This window comes from uncultured Phyllobacterium sp. (genome assembly GCF_902479695.1).
Taxonomy (GTDB): Bacteria; Pseudomonadota; Alphaproteobacteria; order Rhizobiales; family Rhizobiaceae; genus Phyllobacterium; species Phyllobacterium calauticae.
In genome coordinates, this window is sequence record NZ_CABSQF010000019.1 from 20722 (window position 1) to 36810 (window position 16089).

General features: G+C 58.8%; 15 protein-coding genes. 8 read left to right on the forward strand and 7 right to left on the reverse strand.

Going from position 1 to position 16089, the window contains the following annotated elements; genetic code table 11:
- Positions 1-101: 101 nt before the first annotated feature.
- The 4 genes from RDL77_RS13260 to RDL77_RS13275 all read right to left on the reverse strand — a co-directional run bounded on the left by RDL77_RS13260 (position 102) and on the right by RDL77_RS13275 (position 5296).
- Positions 102-1385: a sugar ABC transporter substrate-binding protein gene (locus RDL77_RS13260; RefSeq protein ID WP_374042714.1), complete on the reverse strand. Its 1284-nt coding sequence runs from the start codon at positions 1383-1385 to the stop codon at positions 102-104.
- A 25-nt stretch (positions 1386-1410) separates the two neighbouring features.
- Positions 1411-2598: a PLP-dependent transferase gene (locus RDL77_RS13265; protein ID WP_288193244.1), complete on the reverse strand. Its 1188-nt coding sequence runs from the start codon at positions 2596-2598 to the stop codon at positions 1411-1413.
- Entirely contained in the window at positions 2595-3329 is a 735-nt protein-coding gene (locus RDL77_RS13270; RefSeq protein ID WP_374042715.1) for a FadR/GntR family transcriptional regulator, read from the reverse strand. Before RDL77_RS13270 ends, RDL77_RS13265 begins: the two co-directional genes overlap by 4 nt.
- A gap of 170 nt (positions 3330-3499) precedes the next feature.
- Positions 3500-5296 (reverse strand): acetolactate synthase 3 large subunit, encoded by a 1797-nt coding sequence (locus tag RDL77_RS13275; RefSeq protein ID WP_288193245.1) that lies wholly within the window; start codon positions 5294-5296, stop codon positions 3500-3502.
- A gap of 449 nt (positions 5297-5745) precedes the next feature.
- Between RDL77_RS13275 and RDL77_RS13280 the strand changes: the two genes are divergently transcribed.
- From RDL77_RS13280 to RDL77_RS13310, 7 genes are read left to right on the forward strand one after another with little or no spacing between them, the layout of a single operon-like run.
- Complete coding sequence (locus RDL77_RS13280) at positions 5746-6510, forward strand: GntR family transcriptional regulator (protein WP_223616065.1); 765 nt, start codon at positions 5746-5748, stop codon at positions 6508-6510.
- A gap of 42 nt (positions 6511-6552) precedes the next feature.
- A complete protein-coding gene (gene kduI, locus RDL77_RS13285; protein ID WP_223616064.1) occupies positions 6553-7389 on the forward strand; it encodes a 5-dehydro-4-deoxy-D-glucuronate isomerase in 837 nt (278 codons plus the stop codon).
- Positions 7390-7394: 5 nt separating this feature from the next.
- The gene (kduD, locus tag RDL77_RS13290; RefSeq protein WP_288193246.1) at positions 7395-8150 is read left to right on the forward strand and encodes a 2-dehydro-3-deoxy-D-gluconate 5-dehydrogenase KduD; all 756 of its coding nucleotides are present in this window, start codon (positions 7395-7397) and stop codon (positions 8148-8150) included.
- Between the two features lie 15 nt (positions 8151-8165).
- Positions 8166-8849 carry an amino acid ABC transporter permease gene (locus tag RDL77_RS13295; protein WP_223616062.1) on the forward strand — a complete coding sequence of 228 codons (684 nt, stop codon included), beginning with the start codon at positions 8166-8168 and terminating at the stop codon, positions 8847-8849.
- 10 nt (positions 8850-8859) lie between these two features.
- Complete coding sequence (locus tag RDL77_RS13300) at positions 8860-9513, forward strand: amino acid ABC transporter permease (protein WP_288193247.1); 654 nt, start codon at positions 8860-8862, stop codon at positions 9511-9513.
- On the forward strand, positions 9497-10225 hold the full coding sequence (locus RDL77_RS13305) for an amino acid ABC transporter ATP-binding protein (protein WP_288193248.1): 729 nt from the start codon (positions 9497-9499) through the stop codon (positions 10223-10225). The genes RDL77_RS13300 and RDL77_RS13305 overlap by 17 nt, the downstream gene beginning before the upstream one ends.
- Before the next feature lie 50 nt (positions 10226-10275).
- Positions 10276-11061, forward strand: coding sequence for a transporter substrate-binding domain-containing protein (locus RDL77_RS13310; protein ID WP_288193249.1), 786 nt, complete (start codon positions 10276-10278; stop codon positions 11059-11061).
- A 59-nt stretch (positions 11062-11120) separates the two neighbouring features.
- On the opposite strand, the gene repC is transcribed toward RDL77_RS13310, so the two are convergent.
- The 3 genes from repC to repA form a co-directional block, all read right to left on the reverse strand.
- Complete coding sequence (gene repC / locus RDL77_RS13315) at positions 11121-12443, reverse strand: plasmid replication protein RepC (protein WP_288193250.1); 1323 nt, start codon at positions 12441-12443, stop codon at positions 11121-11123.
- Positions 12444-12650: 207 nt separating this feature from the next.
- Positions 12651-13718 (reverse strand): plasmid partitioning protein RepB, encoded by a 1068-nt coding sequence (gene repB, locus RDL77_RS13320; RefSeq protein ID WP_288193251.1) that lies wholly within the window; start codon positions 13716-13718, stop codon positions 12651-12653.
- Between the two features lie 9 nt (positions 13719-13727).
- Positions 13728-15011 (reverse strand): plasmid partitioning protein RepA, encoded by a 1284-nt coding sequence (gene repA, locus RDL77_RS13325; protein WP_374042716.1) that lies wholly within the window; start codon positions 15009-15011, stop codon positions 13728-13730.
- A 536-nt stretch (positions 15012-15547) separates the two neighbouring features.
- On the opposite strand from repA, the gene RDL77_RS13330 reads away from it, so the two are divergent.
- On the forward strand, positions 15548-15961 hold the full coding sequence (locus RDL77_RS13330; protein WP_223613075.1) for a hypothetical protein: 414 nt from the start codon (positions 15548-15550) through the stop codon (positions 15959-15961).
- The last annotated feature ends 128 nt before the right edge of the window (positions 15962-16089 follow it).

Sequence of the window (16089 nt, forward strand, 5' to 3'; positions counted from 1 at the left end):
TTTTGCAAACAGTTCCCCGTCCCTCGCCACCGGATTCCCGGATTGGCGAAAGTCATGAGAAAAATGCCCCGGCGTTGTTGGCGCCAGGGCATCCGGTCGAGTTATTTCTTGTTCTTGGCCATCCAGGCCTGCTGCTGCTCGGTCAGGAATGCAGACCAGTCGTCCGCAACCTGCTTGGCTGTCTTCTGGCCAAGCAGCACTTCCTGGAAATTCTTCACCGATACGGAATCGTAGAAGTTGCCGAGATTTTCCAGATGCGTCGGCGGTGTCACGAACTCGAACGTCTTCGGATCGCTCAGCTCCTGGAACCAGCCCTTGAAGCTTTCCGAGCCGAAATAGGGATCCTTGTCCGCACCGTTGTGGATCGGCAAGACGCCGACATTCTTGGCAAATTCCAGATTGTCTTCCGGTGCCAGCAGCGTGCCCATCAGCTTCCAGGCGTCATCCTTGACTTTGGAGTTGGCAAACATGGCCCATCCGGCATAACCGAGTGTCGGATAGGACTTGCCGCTCGGTCCGGTCGGCATCGGCGCCACGCCGAAATCTTCCTTCTTCATCTTCTCGGCAATACCGATCAGGGCATCCGGGTCCTGGTCGAGCATGGCGCATGTGCCGGAGTAGAAGCCGGTGACGATTTCATTGAAACCCCAGCTGACACTGTCCTTCGGCGCATAGCCCTTCTTGTAGATCTCGGCGAGCATTTCGAGACCCTTGACCGAGCCCGGCTCGTTCAACGTCGCCGTGCCATCGGCATTGAAGTATGCGCCCTTGCCATTGGCAATATTCATGAACATCTGGACGCCATTGAAGCCGCCGGGACCGCCGCGCAGGCAGTAGCCATACTTGCCCTTGATCGCGGAAATCTTCTTGTTGGCTTCCATGAACTCATCGAGCGTCTTTGGCGCTTCCTTGAGCCCGGCTTCGGCAAACAGCTTCTTGTTCCAGAACATGGCGCGGACATAATAGCCGTAGGGGATCATGTACTGCTTGTGGTCGACCACGGAACCGAACTGCTTCGCACGTTCGCCGAGCGAGCCGCCGTCCTTCCATTTCGCAACATAGGCTCCAAGATCCTCAAGCTGGCCATTGTTGGCATAGAGCCCGAGCCAGCGTTCCGGCATTTCGACGATATCAGGCGTATCGCCCGCCTGAACCATCGTCAGGAATTTTTCGAAAGCCTGTCCCCAGGGCAGCGAGACCAGTTCCACCTTGACTCCCGGATTGGCCTTCTCGAAGCCCGCAATCTGCTTTTTCAGCAGTTCCGTGCGCGGCGGACTGGTGATCACTTCGACCATCTTGATGGTCGTATCAGCAAAGGCTGACGATACGGTCATGGCCAATGCCGCCATGGCACCGGCGAGAAATGTTCCCATTCTTTTTTGCATTTTATGCTCCCACTTGGTTTTCTGATTAGCGTTTTGCTTTGTCCAGGGCATTCACAAGGTCGGCCCAGAGCTCCTCTACATTTTCAAGTCCCACATGCAGACGGATGGTTCGCGGGCTGACACCGAAGCGCCCGATGGAATTGGCGTCCGGCGTCTGCTGCAACGAGGCCATCGCCGGAACGACAAGACTCTCGTGACCGCCCCAGCTGACGCCGATGCGAAACAGCTTCAACGCATCGACAAACGCCGGCACGTCGACATCCTCGGTCACCTCGAAGGAAAACAGCCCGGTGTATCCGGTAAGCGTTGCCTTACCAGGATGGTTGGAATAGGCCGGGTGAATGACACGCTCGACGTCGTCCCGCCCTTTCAGCCGTTCCGCGATGGTCAGGCCGCTCTTCATGTGGTGCGGCAGGCGCAATGTCAGCGTGCGCAACCCGCGCAGCAACAGCCATGCCTCGAAGGGCGAAAGCTTTGCGCCGAGATAGGAATAGGTGCGGCCATTGATGCGGTCGATCATTTCACGCGATCCGGCCACCACGCCAGCCACGGTATCGCTGTGCCCGCCGAGATATTTCGAGGCGGAATGCAGAACAAGATCAATGCCATGGTTGATCGGCTTCTGGAACAGCGGCGTCGCATAGGAATTGTCGATGGTGGTGACGACACCATGCTGCTTGGCCAGTTGCGCGTAATGGGCAATATCCTGCAGCTCGAACATCATGGAGCTCGGGCTTTCCAGATAGAGCAGCCGGGCGCCGGGAAGTGCTGCGGCAACCGCATCCGGATCGGAACCGTCGACATAATCGACCTTGATGCCGAGATGCGGCAACAGGCGCTCGAACAGGCGGTAGGCGTCGCCATAACAGTTGCGCACGGCGACGATCCGGTCCCCTGCCCCGACAAAGGCCAGCACGGTGGCGCTGATCGCGCCCATGCCGCTGGAGAATGCCCGGGCGGCCTCCGCGCCTTCCAGCGCCGCGATCTTGCCTTCAAATTCCATGACTGTCGGATTGTCGCCGCGTGAATAGATCGGCTGGCGTTTGCGGCCGGCAAAGGTATCGGCCATATCCGCATAGTTTTCGAAGGTGAACAGCGATGTCTGATAGATGGGCGGAACGACAGACCCGCCGGGAAATGGCTCGTCATGGGCAAGCAGTGTCGCCGCCTGGGCCATGAGGTCCTGATCATAGAAAAAGGGATTGTCGTTCATGTCTTGCTCTGTTTCCTGAGATTTGCAGCGCCGCGTCGAAGGTCATCCTCAACCGTGGCGATCAGTTTCAATGCCTCGGCGCGCGCGCCCACGGGATCACGGGCCGCGATGCAGTTGAAAAGGGTACGGTGATAGGGAAAGCTGGCATGGCCAAAGTCGCGCACGCCAAGCGGATGCTCCCAGAACCGGTGAAACATTTCATACATCGCGGCAATGATCTGTTCGAACAGCGGATTGCCCGATGTCTGGAAGATCGCCAGATGGAAATCCCAGTCTTCCTCCGAAGACATACCGGCGCGGGCATGAAAGGCTTCTTCCATCACGACCAGTTTTTTCTCGATAAAGGCGATGTCGTCATCGCTTGCCCGCTCGGCGCACAGAACGGCCGCTTCCGCCTCGAGCCCGCGGCGAATTTCCAGCGTATGCATCAGGCTGTTGAAATCATTGCCGGACGGCAGCGTGAGCGGCATGTGCAGCATGTTGCGGGTCACGGCCGAGCGCAGATAGGTTCCGCTGCCCTGCCGCCGCTCGACAAGTCCGAGTTCCTGCCAGCGTGTCAGCGCTTCACGCACGGTCGTCCGGCTGACTTTCAGATATTCCGCCAGCAGCCGCTCCGTCGGCAGGCGGTCTCCTGGCTTCAACCCTTCGCTGGCAACGAAATCCACCAATGCATTCAGCACCGCGTCGTCGCGGGATGATGTCTGCACCGGTGAAAGAATCGGGTTGATCACGAAATGCCCTGTCTAATTGGTTGGACCATTGTGCCAATTCAGCATGGAAGAGCGCCCTTGTCAAATGGCGCTTCGATTTTTTTTGAACGCTATGGCCGCAAGGCGGCAACGGGAAAAGACGCAACGCCCGCGGCGCTGCGTCTTCGCTTCCGGAACGATACCCGAAGCGGCTACACCAAGCCCTGGCTGGCTGGATCGACCGGCCCGCGGAAGGACGCGCCGGTGATCTCATCCGGCAACAGCATGTCATTGTGCGCGCGGCCGGGCCGGATCATCGGGAAACAATTTTCCAGTCTGGCGACCCGGCAATCAAGCAGCACCGGCCGTTTGACGTCGATCATTTCCTGGATCGCATCATCCAGCGCATCGGGTCTGTCGCAGCGCAGGCCGACGGCGCCAAACGCTTCGGCCACCTTCACGAAATCGGGCAAGGCTGCCGAATAGGAGTGCGCGAGACGGTTGCCGTGCAAGATCTCCTGCGATTGCCGGACCAGCCCCATATGCTCGTTGTTCAAAATGAATACCTTGACCGGTGCGTCGTACTGGATCGCTGTCGACAGCTCCTTCATGGTCATCTGGATCGATGCGTCCCCGGCAATATCGATCACGAGACTTTCGGGGTGAGCGATCTGCACGCCGATTGCGGCCGGCAGGCCATAGCCCATCGTGCCAAGCCCGCCCGATGTCATCCAGCGGTTGGGGCTCTCCACGCCGTAGAACTGCGCCGCCCACATCTGATGCTGCCCCACTTCCGTGGTGATGTAGGTATCGCGATCCCTGGTCAACGCATGAAGACGCTCGAGCGCGTATTGCGGCATGATGGCTGCGTGGTCCATCGCATAGGAGAAGGATTCGCGGGCCCGCCACCGATTGATCGTCTGCCACCAGTCCCGCAGCCGCCGCTGATCCGGCTGAACCGGCAGAGCCCGCCAGAGACGCAGCATCTCGCTGAGAACACGGCCGACATCGCCCCGAATGGCAATGTCGGCCGCGACGATCTTGTTGAGGGACGCGGGATCGATATCGATGTGGATTTTCTTCGATTTCGGCGAAAAACTGTCGATACGCGCTGTTACCCGGTCATCGAAACGCGCACCGATGCACAGCATGACATCACAATCGTGCATGGCCATATTGGCCTCATAGGAGCCGTGCAAGCCGGGCATCTTCAGCCAATTCGGCCCCGATGCCGGATATGCGCCAAGCCCCATCAGCGTCGAGGTGACGGGAAAGCCGGTCAGCTCGGCAAACGCACGCAGCGAGACTGATGCCGCCGGTCCGGATCCGATCACGCCGCCGCCCGTATAAATGACGGGCTTGCGGGCTTTCGCCAGAAGCGCGATTGCTGCCTGTATCTGCGCATCATCACCCGCTGTCGTCGGACGATAGCTCTCCCTCTCCTCAACCGCAGATCGGGCGATGTAATCACCGCTGGCAAGCAGGATATCCTTTGGCATATCCACCAGCACCGGCCCGGGACGCCCTGATCGCGCGATGCGGAAGGCCTCGTGGATGGTGGCGGCCAGATCGTTGACGTCGGTAACCAGCCAGTTGTGCTTCGTGCATGGCCGCGTGATGCCGACGGTGTCGCATTCCTGGAACGCATCGGAGCCGATCAGCGTGGTCGCCACCTGTCCCGACAGGCACACGATGGGAATGGAATCCATCAGGGCATCCTGCAAGGGCGTGACGGAATTGGTCACGCCCGGCCCCGATGTGACCAGCATGACGCCAACCCTGCCGGTCGAACGAGCATAGCCTTCCGCGGCATGCCCGGCGCCCTGCTCATGGCGCACCAGTATGTGCCTGATCGCGCTTTGCTGGAAGATCTCGTCATAGATGGGCAGCACCGCTGCCCCCGGATAGCCGAAAATGTGTTCGACCGCGTTGTCACGCAGTGCCTCGAGAACGATCTCTGCCCCGGTCATGGGCGCACGCGCGGATTCATCGGTGTATTTGCCTGTCATGGCAGTTCCTTGTTGCAATGGCTGGAAAGGGCGGGTTCGACGGGGCTGCCGGTGAAATTCGGGCGTAAAAAAAGGCCCCGTCAGGAGCCTGTTTGCCGCGCATGGGTGCTTAACGCCGGATGGTCAAACCATCCTGCCCATGCGCGATCGCACCACCACGAGAACCATTGCAATTTTCATAACTAATTTCACTAACCGGTAATGGGCGGGCCGTCAACGCCGCTCCCGGGCATATACAGCCTGGGCACATGCAGCCTGGGCGCACGCCACCGCTGCGGGCCTGCCCTGTGCACAACCAGTTTTCCACGTCTTGTCAAAACTGAAATATTAGAATATTTATATTTCAATTGAGATTTTGGCTTGCGAAACGCCAGGGGAAATCCGTCAATACGAATGGGGTAATTGCCAGAAGCGACGGGCGACAACCGCAGGACAAAAGGACAGGCAGCATGCTTACGGACGACAGAAAAACCAATGATACCGATAGAAAGCGCGACCGGACGCATCCGCTTTCATCCTCGCAGACCGCCTATGTGCAACAGCGCGCGGCGACACCGCGTGCGGCAACCCATATCTACAAGGAACTGCTCGAGGATATCATTTCCCTCCGCCGCAAACCGATGGAGCCTGTCTCCGAGAAGGACATCGCGGCGCATTTCGGCGTCAGCCGCACGCCCGTCCATCAGGCTGTCCTGCGGCTTGCCGATGACGGCCTGATCGATATTTTTCCGCAGTCGGGAACATTCGTGGCGCGCATTCCGCGCCGCGCCCTCTACGAAGCCATTCTCATCCGCAAATCGCTGGAAGAAACCACCGTACGGCTTGCCGCCGAACAGGCCGACGCCGCCGATATCAAGCGTCTTGAGGCCAGCATCACCGAACTAGCCCTGGCTGAAGCCGTCCCAGACAACGAGCTTTTCCATCAGGCAGATACGAGTTTTCATTTGCAGATCAATGCCATAGCTGGGTTTCCTGGCATCTGGAATGTCATCCAGCAGGTGAAGATGCAGATCGACCGCTACCGGCGTCTGACCCTGCCGCAACGCGGCCGCCTGACCCGCGTCATTGTCGAGCACGAAGCCATTCTCGACGGTATCCGCCGGCACGACACCGCGCATGCCGTCGAAGCCATGGGCTTTCATCTCGGGCAAATGCTCAACGAGGTGAAGGAGATGCGCAATATCAACCCCAGTTACTTCATCGACGACGAATGATGCGCGGACGGGCGCAGTACTGAAAACACATAAAGGTAAGACATGAAAATCGAAGTCAGACAGGTTTCCCATCCCGACGCCGTGCGTGCCTACGGCACGGACGATTTGCGCCGCCACTTTCTGATTGAAAGCATTTTTGAAACCGATGAAATCGTACTGACCTACAGTCATGTCGACCGTCTCGTCATTGGTGGTGCCCTGCCCGCCAGCAAACCGCTGACATTGACGGCACCGACGCCGATCGGCCAGGAATTCTTCCTTGCCCAGCGCGAAATGGGTGTCATCAACATTGGCGGCAGCGGCCGTGTGACACTGGATGGCACCGTTCATGTCCTCGACCCGCGGGACTGCCTCTACATCGGCAAAGGCGTGGCGGACGTGGTGTTTGAAAGCGCCGATCCGGCGAACCCGGCAAAATTCTATCTGCTCTCGACGCCGGCCCACGCCGCCCATCCGAGCACGCTCATCAGGCCGGAACGGGCGAAACATATCCAGTTGGGTGACCAACTGACCTCAAACAAGCGCACGATATTCCAGTACATTCATCCCGAAGTCTGCGACAGCTGCCAGCTGGTGATGGGCCTGACCCAGCTTGATCCCGGCAATATGTGGAACACGATGCCCGCGCACACCCACGACCGGCGCTCCGAAGCCTATCTCTATTTCGATCTCGCCAACGATCAGCGCGTATTCCACATGATGGGCGACCCTTCCGAAACGCGTCATCTCGTCGTTGCCAACGAGCAGGCGATCATCTCGCCCGGCTGGTCCATCCATTCCGGCGTCGGCACCTCCAACTACGCTTTCATCTGGGCCATGGGCGGCGACAACAAGAGCTTCACGGATATGGATCATATCCCCATCGGTGCGCTGCGGTGACATCGGTGACACAGCTTTTTGATCTTTCCGGCAAAATTGCCATTGTTACCGGCGCCAATACCGGCATTGGCCAGGGCATCGCGGTCGCGCTTGCCGAGGCGGGTGCATCCATCGCCGCGGTTGGCCGCTCGTCCATGGACGAAACCCGTTCCTTCGTTGAAAAAGCGGGTGCAGCTTTCCATGAAATAAGAGCAGATCTCGGCACCATCGCGCCGGTCGCCTCCATCGTCGAGGAAACACAAAAAGCCTTCGGGCGATTGGATATCCTCGTCAACAACGCCGGTATCATCCGCCGCAATGACGCCGTCGACTTCACCGAAGCCGATTGGGATGCGGTCATGGACACCAATCTCAAATCGGCTTTCTTCCTCGCCCAGGCCGCCGGCCGGCACATGATTGCCGCAGGACAGGGCAAGATCATCAATATTGCATCGCTTCTGTCGTTTCAGGGTGGTATCCGCATCCCCTCCTACACCGCTTCCAAGAGCGGGCTGGCCGGAATCACCAGGCTCCTGGCATGCGAATGGGCCGCGAAGGGCGTCAACGTCAATGCCATCGCCCCCGGCTATTTCGTCACCAACAATACGACAGCGCTCCGGGACGATCAGGACCGCAACGCCCAGATTCTGGCCAGAATCCCGGCTGGGCGCTGGGGCGATCCCTCGGATATTGGCGGTGCGGCGGTGTTTTTGGCTTCTCGCGCCTCCGATTACGTCCATGGAACCGTGCTGCCCGTCGACGGCGGCTGGCTGGCACGATAGAGCGGGAAAAGCGCCATGCATTATCAGTTCGATTTCGAAGCGCTCCTCCCCTACTGGCAAAGCTTTCTTCAGGGCGCGGTCACGACAATCGAGATGACGGTTGTCGCGGTGGCCATCGGGCTCGTCATCGGGGTACTCTGCGCAATCGCGCGGCGCAGCGCCTATCCCTGGTTGCGTCTCGCCGTCGGCATTTACATCGAGATCGTCCGCAACACGCCGTTCATCGTCCAGATATTCTTCATTTTTTTCGGATTGTCGTCGATAGGCCTGACCATGCCGGTGTTTTTCGCCTCGGTTTTCGCCATGGTGATCAATGTCGGAGCCTATACCGCCGAAATCGTGCGGGCAGGCATGGAGGCCGTACACCCCGGCCAGATCGAAGCGGCCGAAGCGCTTGGGCTCTCCCGATTCCAGATTTATCGCGACATCATTCTCATGCCGTCGATTGAACGCGTCTATCCCGCCCTGACCAGCCAGTTCATCCTGATGATGCTGTCAACGTCGATCACGTCACAGATATCGGCGGAAGATCTGACTGGTGTCGCCAACAATATCCAATCCTACACCTTCCGCTCGTTCGAGACCTACATCGTCATCGCCGCGATCTATCTCGTCATCACCTATCTGCTGCGCTTCGGATTTCACGCGATAGCACTCGCGATCTTTCCGCGCCGCCGCAAGCTGGGAACACCCCTGTGAGGACGCTGCCATGACCGACGGTTTCACCATAAATCATCTCGTCTACCTGCTGCACGGGCTCGTCTGGACCGTGGTCCTTTCCGCACTCGCTTTTGCGCTTGGCGGCGTCGCGGGGTTCTTTGTCATGCTCGCGCGCACCTCGACGATGCGGTGGCTGCGACGGCTGTCCCTCGTCTATGTCCAGATCATTCAGGGAACGCCGCTTCTCATCCTGATGTTCGTCATCTATTTCGGCCTCGGCGTCATTGGCATTGAATTGCCGCCGCTGATGGCTGCCGGTGTCGGCATGATGATCTATTCCAGCGCCTATCTTGGTGAGATCTGGCGCGGATGCATCGAATCCGTACCACGCACCCAGTTTGAAGCCGCCGAATGCCTCGCTTTGACACGCTGGCAAGTGCTGACTGATGTGATCCTGCCACAAGCGATGCGCATCGCTACACCGCCAACGGTGGGTTTCATGGTGCAGCTCGTCAAGAATACCTCACTTGCCTCCGTTGTCGGCTTTGTCGAGCTGACCCGTGCCGCGCAAGTCATCAACAATTCGCTTTTCCAGCCCTTTCTCATCTTTGGCATCGCCGCCGCCTTCTACTTCTGCGTCTGCTATCCGCTGTCGGTCTGGAGCCGTTCTCTCGAGAGGAAACTCAATGTCGGCCGCCGTTAAACTCCATGAAGTGATCAAGCGTTTCGGCTCCGTCGAAGTTCTGAAAGGCGTATCCTTCGATGTGGCACCGGGAGAAGTGGTGGCGCTCATCGGCCAATCCGGCTCGGGCAAGAGCACGGCGCTGCGCTGCATCAACCGGCTTGAATCCATTCAGGGCGGGACGATTGAAGTCTGCGGCCACCGCGTGGAATCCCCGGAGCTGAATATCCGGGCGTTGCGCCAGGACGTGGGGATGGTGTTTCAGAGCTACAATCTGTTTCCGCACATGAACGTGGCGGAAAACATCATGCTCGCGTTGCGCCGCGTCAAGAACATCGGCCGTGCCGAGGCGTTCGAGACGGCAAAATCCGTTCTCGCCAAGGTTGGACTGATCGAGAAAATCGAAGCCTATCCCGAACAGCTGTCCGGCGGCCAGCAGCAGCGCGTGGCGATCGCCCGATCGCTCGCCATGCAGCCCAAAGTGATGCTGTTCGACGAGGTGACTTCGGCGCTCGATCCGCAACTGACGGGCGAAGTTCTGCGCGTGATGGAAGACCTGGCCAAGGGTGGAATGACCATGATCGTCGTCACCCATGAAATGGCCTTTGCCCGCAAGGTCGCCAACCGCGTCATTTACATGAATACCGGCCGGGTCTGGGAGACCGGTACCGGTGACATGCTCGTACGGCCGGAAACGCAGGAATTGAAGGAGTTCCTGGCAAACGGCTTGTGACTGCAAATCCGGTCAAAACCGGTGTGACTGAATCAACTGGGAGAGAGAACATGAAAACGATGATGAAAGTGGCAGCCGCCGCCGCGGCACTCATGATAGCCGCAACGGTGGCGCAAGCTGACGTACTTGAAAATATCAAGAAATCCGGAAAGGTGCGCATTGCTGTCGCCATGGGCAGCCCGGAATACTCCTATGTCGACAGCGATCTGAAGGCGACAGGCTCCGATGTCGAGACCGCCCGGCTCATTGCCAAGGACCTCGGCGTCAAACTGGATCTGGTCGAGATTACCAATGCCGCCCGTGTACCGACCGTCCAGACCGGAAAGGCGGATATGGTCGTCTCCGCACTCGGCATTACCGAGGAGCGCAAGAAGGCCATCGATTATTCCGTTCCCTATGCCACGCTGAGCCTGATTGTCGCCGCGCCCAAGAATGTCGAGATCAAGAATTACGCCGATCTCGCCGGCAAGCGCATCGGTGTTACCCGTGCCACGACAAATGACATGGACATCACCCAGAATGCGCCCGGTGCGCAAATCGTACGCTTCGAAGACGATGCGACCCTGATCACCGCAGCCGTATCCGGTCAGGTCGACATCATCTCCAGCCAGTCGGCTGTGCTGGGCGGCCTGAACAAGAAACGCACCAGCAATCCACTTGAACTCAAATTCACCCAGAAGGAAACCAATCTGGGTATCGCTCTGCCGAAGGGCGAAAAACCGTTGCAGGATTGGCTCAACAACTGGGTAAAGACCAATTTCGCCAATGGAACGCTGCGGACTGTTTTCAAGGAGTTCCACAACCGCGATTTGCCTGACGATCTCACCTCTCGTTGATCTGAGGCGCAAAAATGCTGGATCAGGGGTGCTCGCGCGCCCCTTTTCGCTGTCCACGCCTATGCCCGCCCCTCCCCATTGAGTGCCTTGATCACCGGAATGACCGAATACTGGCCAATTTCGGCCCTGTCGGTCAGCGCGCGCAGATATCCGCCGGGTGAGCGAATTTCGCCAGCCCGCTCCAATATTGCGGCAATGGTGATGGAAGCGTTGATATCCCCCATGGTTTCACGCGCCCTTTCCCAGGCATCCGGCGAAATACCGAGCATGGAGCGGACCAGACCGGCGGTCTGCATCAGATCACGCCAATCCCCGATGTCATTGCGGGCATAATCCCGGATTTGCGGGCAGGCTTCCAGGACGGCACCCAACGGCAGCGCCGCGGTCTTCACCGGCCCGGCGGCCAAATCCCCCGGCCAGGGATCACTGTGCTGCGCCCGTTTCAGTTTGGCATCCAGCAACCGCTGGCGCATTTTTGACATTGCCTGGCTGCGCCCGGCTTCCGCCTTATGGTTTTCTTCCGTTTCAGGCGCTGCCGTTCGTTTCTGGCTTTTTTCGGAAGCCCTTTCAAAATGGTGGTCTATATTTGAATTCTGAATATGGTGCTCAGAAGAAGAGTCAGTGCCGCTCATTTCTTCGTTTGAAAGTGTGTCGAGATAGGCTTTTTCGACCTTGCTACGCAGATCCGCAAGCGCGTCCCGCCTTGTTTTCATGGTCTCCAATGGCAGATGCCGGCTGACACGCCCTGAGAGGGATGCCAGTTCATCCGCATAGGCTTCCCACGCGCCTGGACGTTCCTCGCTCAGTCCGGCGTCAATGGTCTTCGAGACATCGCGCAGATGGATGGTGATCTCGCTGCGGACGCGATGAATGGCGCGCGCCATGTCCCGTGCCGCGGCCGCATGTTCCCTGATTTCATCGGCGCGCAGTGCCAGGGGCGACAAGTCGAACCCGAATGCATGCTCGATTTCCCCGCCTTCCCCGCGCCGGGCATAGCGTTTGCCATTGGGGCTGTCGCGCCGGATGATCAATCCCGCTTCCACCAGCGCGGCAAGATGCCGGCGAATGGTCGCGGACGACATGCCACGCGTGCGCATGGATAGCTCCGCATTGGACGGAAACACGACCAGCGGTGCGCTTCCGTCGAGCAAGGTCTCGGGATAGAAGCTCAGAAGGGCTTCCAGCACGGCAATGGTGCGATCCGACAGGAAGAATGCCGCGCGCGCCTGCGTCAATTCCCGCAGCAGCGCCCATTTTTCCGGGTGATTGGCATCGCTACCGGCCAGTTTTTCACGGGCACGGGCTGTCTTTTCCTGCACCGCGAACATGGCATGCGACAGCGATCGCCCGCCAAACGGCGTCGTTGCAAAACGATCAGTCATTTTCTCTACCTCAAATTGAGGCAAGGGAAAGGTGTTGCCGGAACGCGTCCAACGCTTGACAAGTCAGGTAGGAAGTGATTCTCTAAAATTGCTACATTGAAGAGGGCTTCCGGAGCGGTAACGTTCTGGGGGCCTTTTTTCTTGCCGTTGTTCCTTCTCTCTGTTCTTTCCGTTCAACGCTTACACAAAACCAGAATAACGCCTGTCTCAGGCTTTTTGCCCGCTCCTGTAGCGCTGCAAAAGACCGTCTAACTCGCCAGCCACAAACTCCACGAACCCCTCGGGAACCGTGTCGGCAAAACTGATCGACCGCTCCTTTTTGCTGTTCAGAAGCTGGGCGATGAAATCACCATTGCCGTCGCGTATATGCCTTGCGGCTGCAGGATCGGCTTTGGCTGCCGCAGCTGGCCTGTTGAGCTCCAGCAACCGCTCGAACACCGCTTCAAAGCGGCCGTCACTGCCCTGCAGCTTGAAATGGTCCTGCTGCACGATCTCCTGCGCTGCCGTTCGGCCATCCGGCTTCTTCAACAGATCAGCCAGTTTGACCCAGCGCGGCCGGCCGATTTTGGGTGCAGGGCCAATGGCCTGCAAAATCGGCTTCGGAATGGCATCCACGACCTGAAGGTAACGGGTCATCTCGGCTTTGTGCAAAGCCAGGGCATCCTGCACCACCGACCGGCTGAAACCGCGGTCTATCAGGTTGCGGGCAAAGAAAGCCCGTTCGATAAAGGAGAGATCGCGCCGTTCGGCATTCTCCTTGCCCTGCGCCACCACAAGCTGGGCATCGCTCAGCTCACGGACGATCGCCTGCACAGGCAGCTTGAGTTCCGCCGCCGCCCGCAGGCGGCGATGGCCGTAGGCGGTCTGGTAGTACCCCCTCCGCTCCGGATGCGGCCGAACGAGAATGGGAACCTGCTGGCCATTCAGCTTGATGCTCTCGACCAGTTCCCTGAACGTCTCGTCAAGGCCGAAATCGTGGCTCAACCGGTCTTCGACAAAAGAATACTCAATAAGCTGGGGATCAATCTCGATGACCCGTTCCGCTCCCTCGAGACTTTCTCTAATCTTGCGGGCATCCTCCAGCTCACGCGAGATACCGCCGAGCGAAAGGCCCATAGCCTTGATGGCACCGGACGCCGTGCGCTGCTTCGGTTGCTCAGAAGGAGGAGTGTTGTCCATCGGAGCCGTATTGAGCGGCGTCGGCTCCGGCTGGGGAGCCGTATCCACCGTTCCGAAAAGAGCTTTGAGTTGATCCCTGCGGTTCTTGTCAGTCATTTGCTTGCCTCACACAGGCCGGTTCCAGGCCTTGAAAATCAGGCCCTGGATTTCAGCATTGACGGAGGACAGCGATTCAATGGCCCGGTCATAGGTTGCCCGGGTGAAACTGTCGCGTGAAACTTCATAAAGCGTCTGCTTGGTGAGGCCGGCGTCGGAAAACGCCGTCGATTTCACCACGGCCGATGTCAGCACGCGATCGCCGAAGAGCGAGCGCAGGAAGCCGGCAATCTGCTGCTGCGGCGCGTCATTGGGCTCAAAGCGGGTAATGAGATAGCGCATGAAATCGAAATTGAGTTCACCGCCCGCCTCGCGCACCACAGCCAAAAGATCCGCCGTCATGAACAGGAACTGGCTCATGGATGCCACATCGAGCATCTGCGGATGCACCGTGACGAGAACCGACGTGGCGGCGCAAAGCGCCGACAGCGTCAAAAAGCCGAGCTGCGGCGGGCAATCGATGACGACCACGTCGTAATCATCCGAGATCGTATCCAGCGCCGCCTGTACCCGGGCAAAGAACAGCTGCTGTTCGATGCTCTGCTGCGCGCCATGCTGGCGGTCGGCGAGCATTTGCGGTGTGGTGTGCTCAAATTCCTGCAGCTCGAGATTGCCGGGAATAAGATCGAGCCCGTCAAAATAGGTCTTGCGGATGATGTCGCGCATCAGGCGCCGTTCACCGTCATAGCGAATGGCCCCGTAGAGCGTATCATTGCCGGTCAGATCGAGTTCCGGCTGGTAGCCGAACAGCGCCGACATCGATGCCTGAGGGTCAAGATCGACCGCAAGGACGCGAAACCCGGCCATGGCGAGGTGCTGGGCCAGGTGCGCGCTCGTCGTGGTCTTGCCGGAACCGCCCTTGAAATTGGTGACCGCAATCACCTGCATATGTTCGTTGGCCGAGGGATCGCGATGCGGCAGATAGGTTCGGGCCTTCGGGCCGCCGGCGTCAGCGAGATGATGGCGCAGCGCATTGATCTCGGCGAGCGAGTAAAGCCGGCGTCCATTGGCACCGGTTTCCGGTTGGGGCCCCTCGCCGGCAATGGAAAGCTGGCGCAGATAGCCGTCGGAAACACCGATGAGCTTTGCCGCCTCGCCGCTGGTGAATTTGCGCAGGGCCTTCTGGGCTGTAGGCGGAAACAGTCGGTTGCGCATCGCCTGCAACTGCGCCGACAGCATTTCTGCGTCGGCAGCGATGGCCCGGTCTGCGGTCAAGGCAGCGGATGGCTGTGGCACAGCCGCCAATTGCGTGCCATCCGGTTGAGTTGTCTGTACCGCATTCATCATAGTCACGTATCGTTCCTGTGCGCCTGTTCAATAGAATCGCATCAGCGCAGGATGAGGATGCGCCGATTCGACAGAAATACCAAAAAGGGTAACGCTCGCTGGTGATTTAACGCTGCAAAACAGCACTAACATTCAGATTTACGTGTAACGCTTATATCGCAGGATACCCCTTAAAACCGTAAGTAAACTGCTGAAAGAACCGAGTCGCGTCAAGCACTTTATAGTTAACGCAAATTAACCATTAAGGCAGCGTCCTTAGCCCCATGCTGGTCACTCTGGTCGATCCCAAGACTTCAAGAGGGGTGAGACCAGCATTGCGCATCGTTATGTGTGGATCGGCGTGCAAAAATTGGGCGCCGATCGGGGGTAGTTTGGGAAGCCGTTTGACACCCTGACGACGGATATGGAGGATCAGGTCGAAAGGCAGATCATGCCGCCGTGGCTCCATGGACAAACCCTGGCCTCGCATTCTACTGTGGCGGTTACGGGCACGCACCACATGAGTCGGACGCGGGCCGCGGTTTCAGTCCAAAGGGAAAAACATGCGCATTCGGTCGATGATGATGGGGGCAGCTGCCTTGGTGGCGGTTGGAGCGTTCGCTGTGCACGCGCAGGCCGAAGGGTTCGAAAACATCGTGCTGTCCGCAAGCAAGGACGCGAACGAGACCCAGGCGACATTTGCGCCGGATACGGCCAAGATCTTCCTCTCCGCCGACCTGACCGACGAGGTGGCCTCGGGATCAAAGCTAACCGTGAGCTGGATTTCGGTGGATTCGGGCGGTGTCGCGCCGGCGAACTACAAGATCGATGAGGCCAGCTTCGAAATCGGCAAGATCGAAAACCATATCGACGCCTCGCTTTCCAAGCCGGACGCCGGCTGGCCTGTCGGCACCTATCAGGTGCAGATCGCCGTTGACGGCACGATGAAGGAAGCGGTCGACTTTTCCGTAAAGTGACCGGCGCGCGCCAGGTGGCCCTACTCCATGAGTAGGGCGTCGCCGCCCGCCATCGACTGTGGCGCGAGAAGAACGCGCGTCGGATTTACTTTCAATGCGGGCGAGCCATACTGGTCCAACCCATTGAA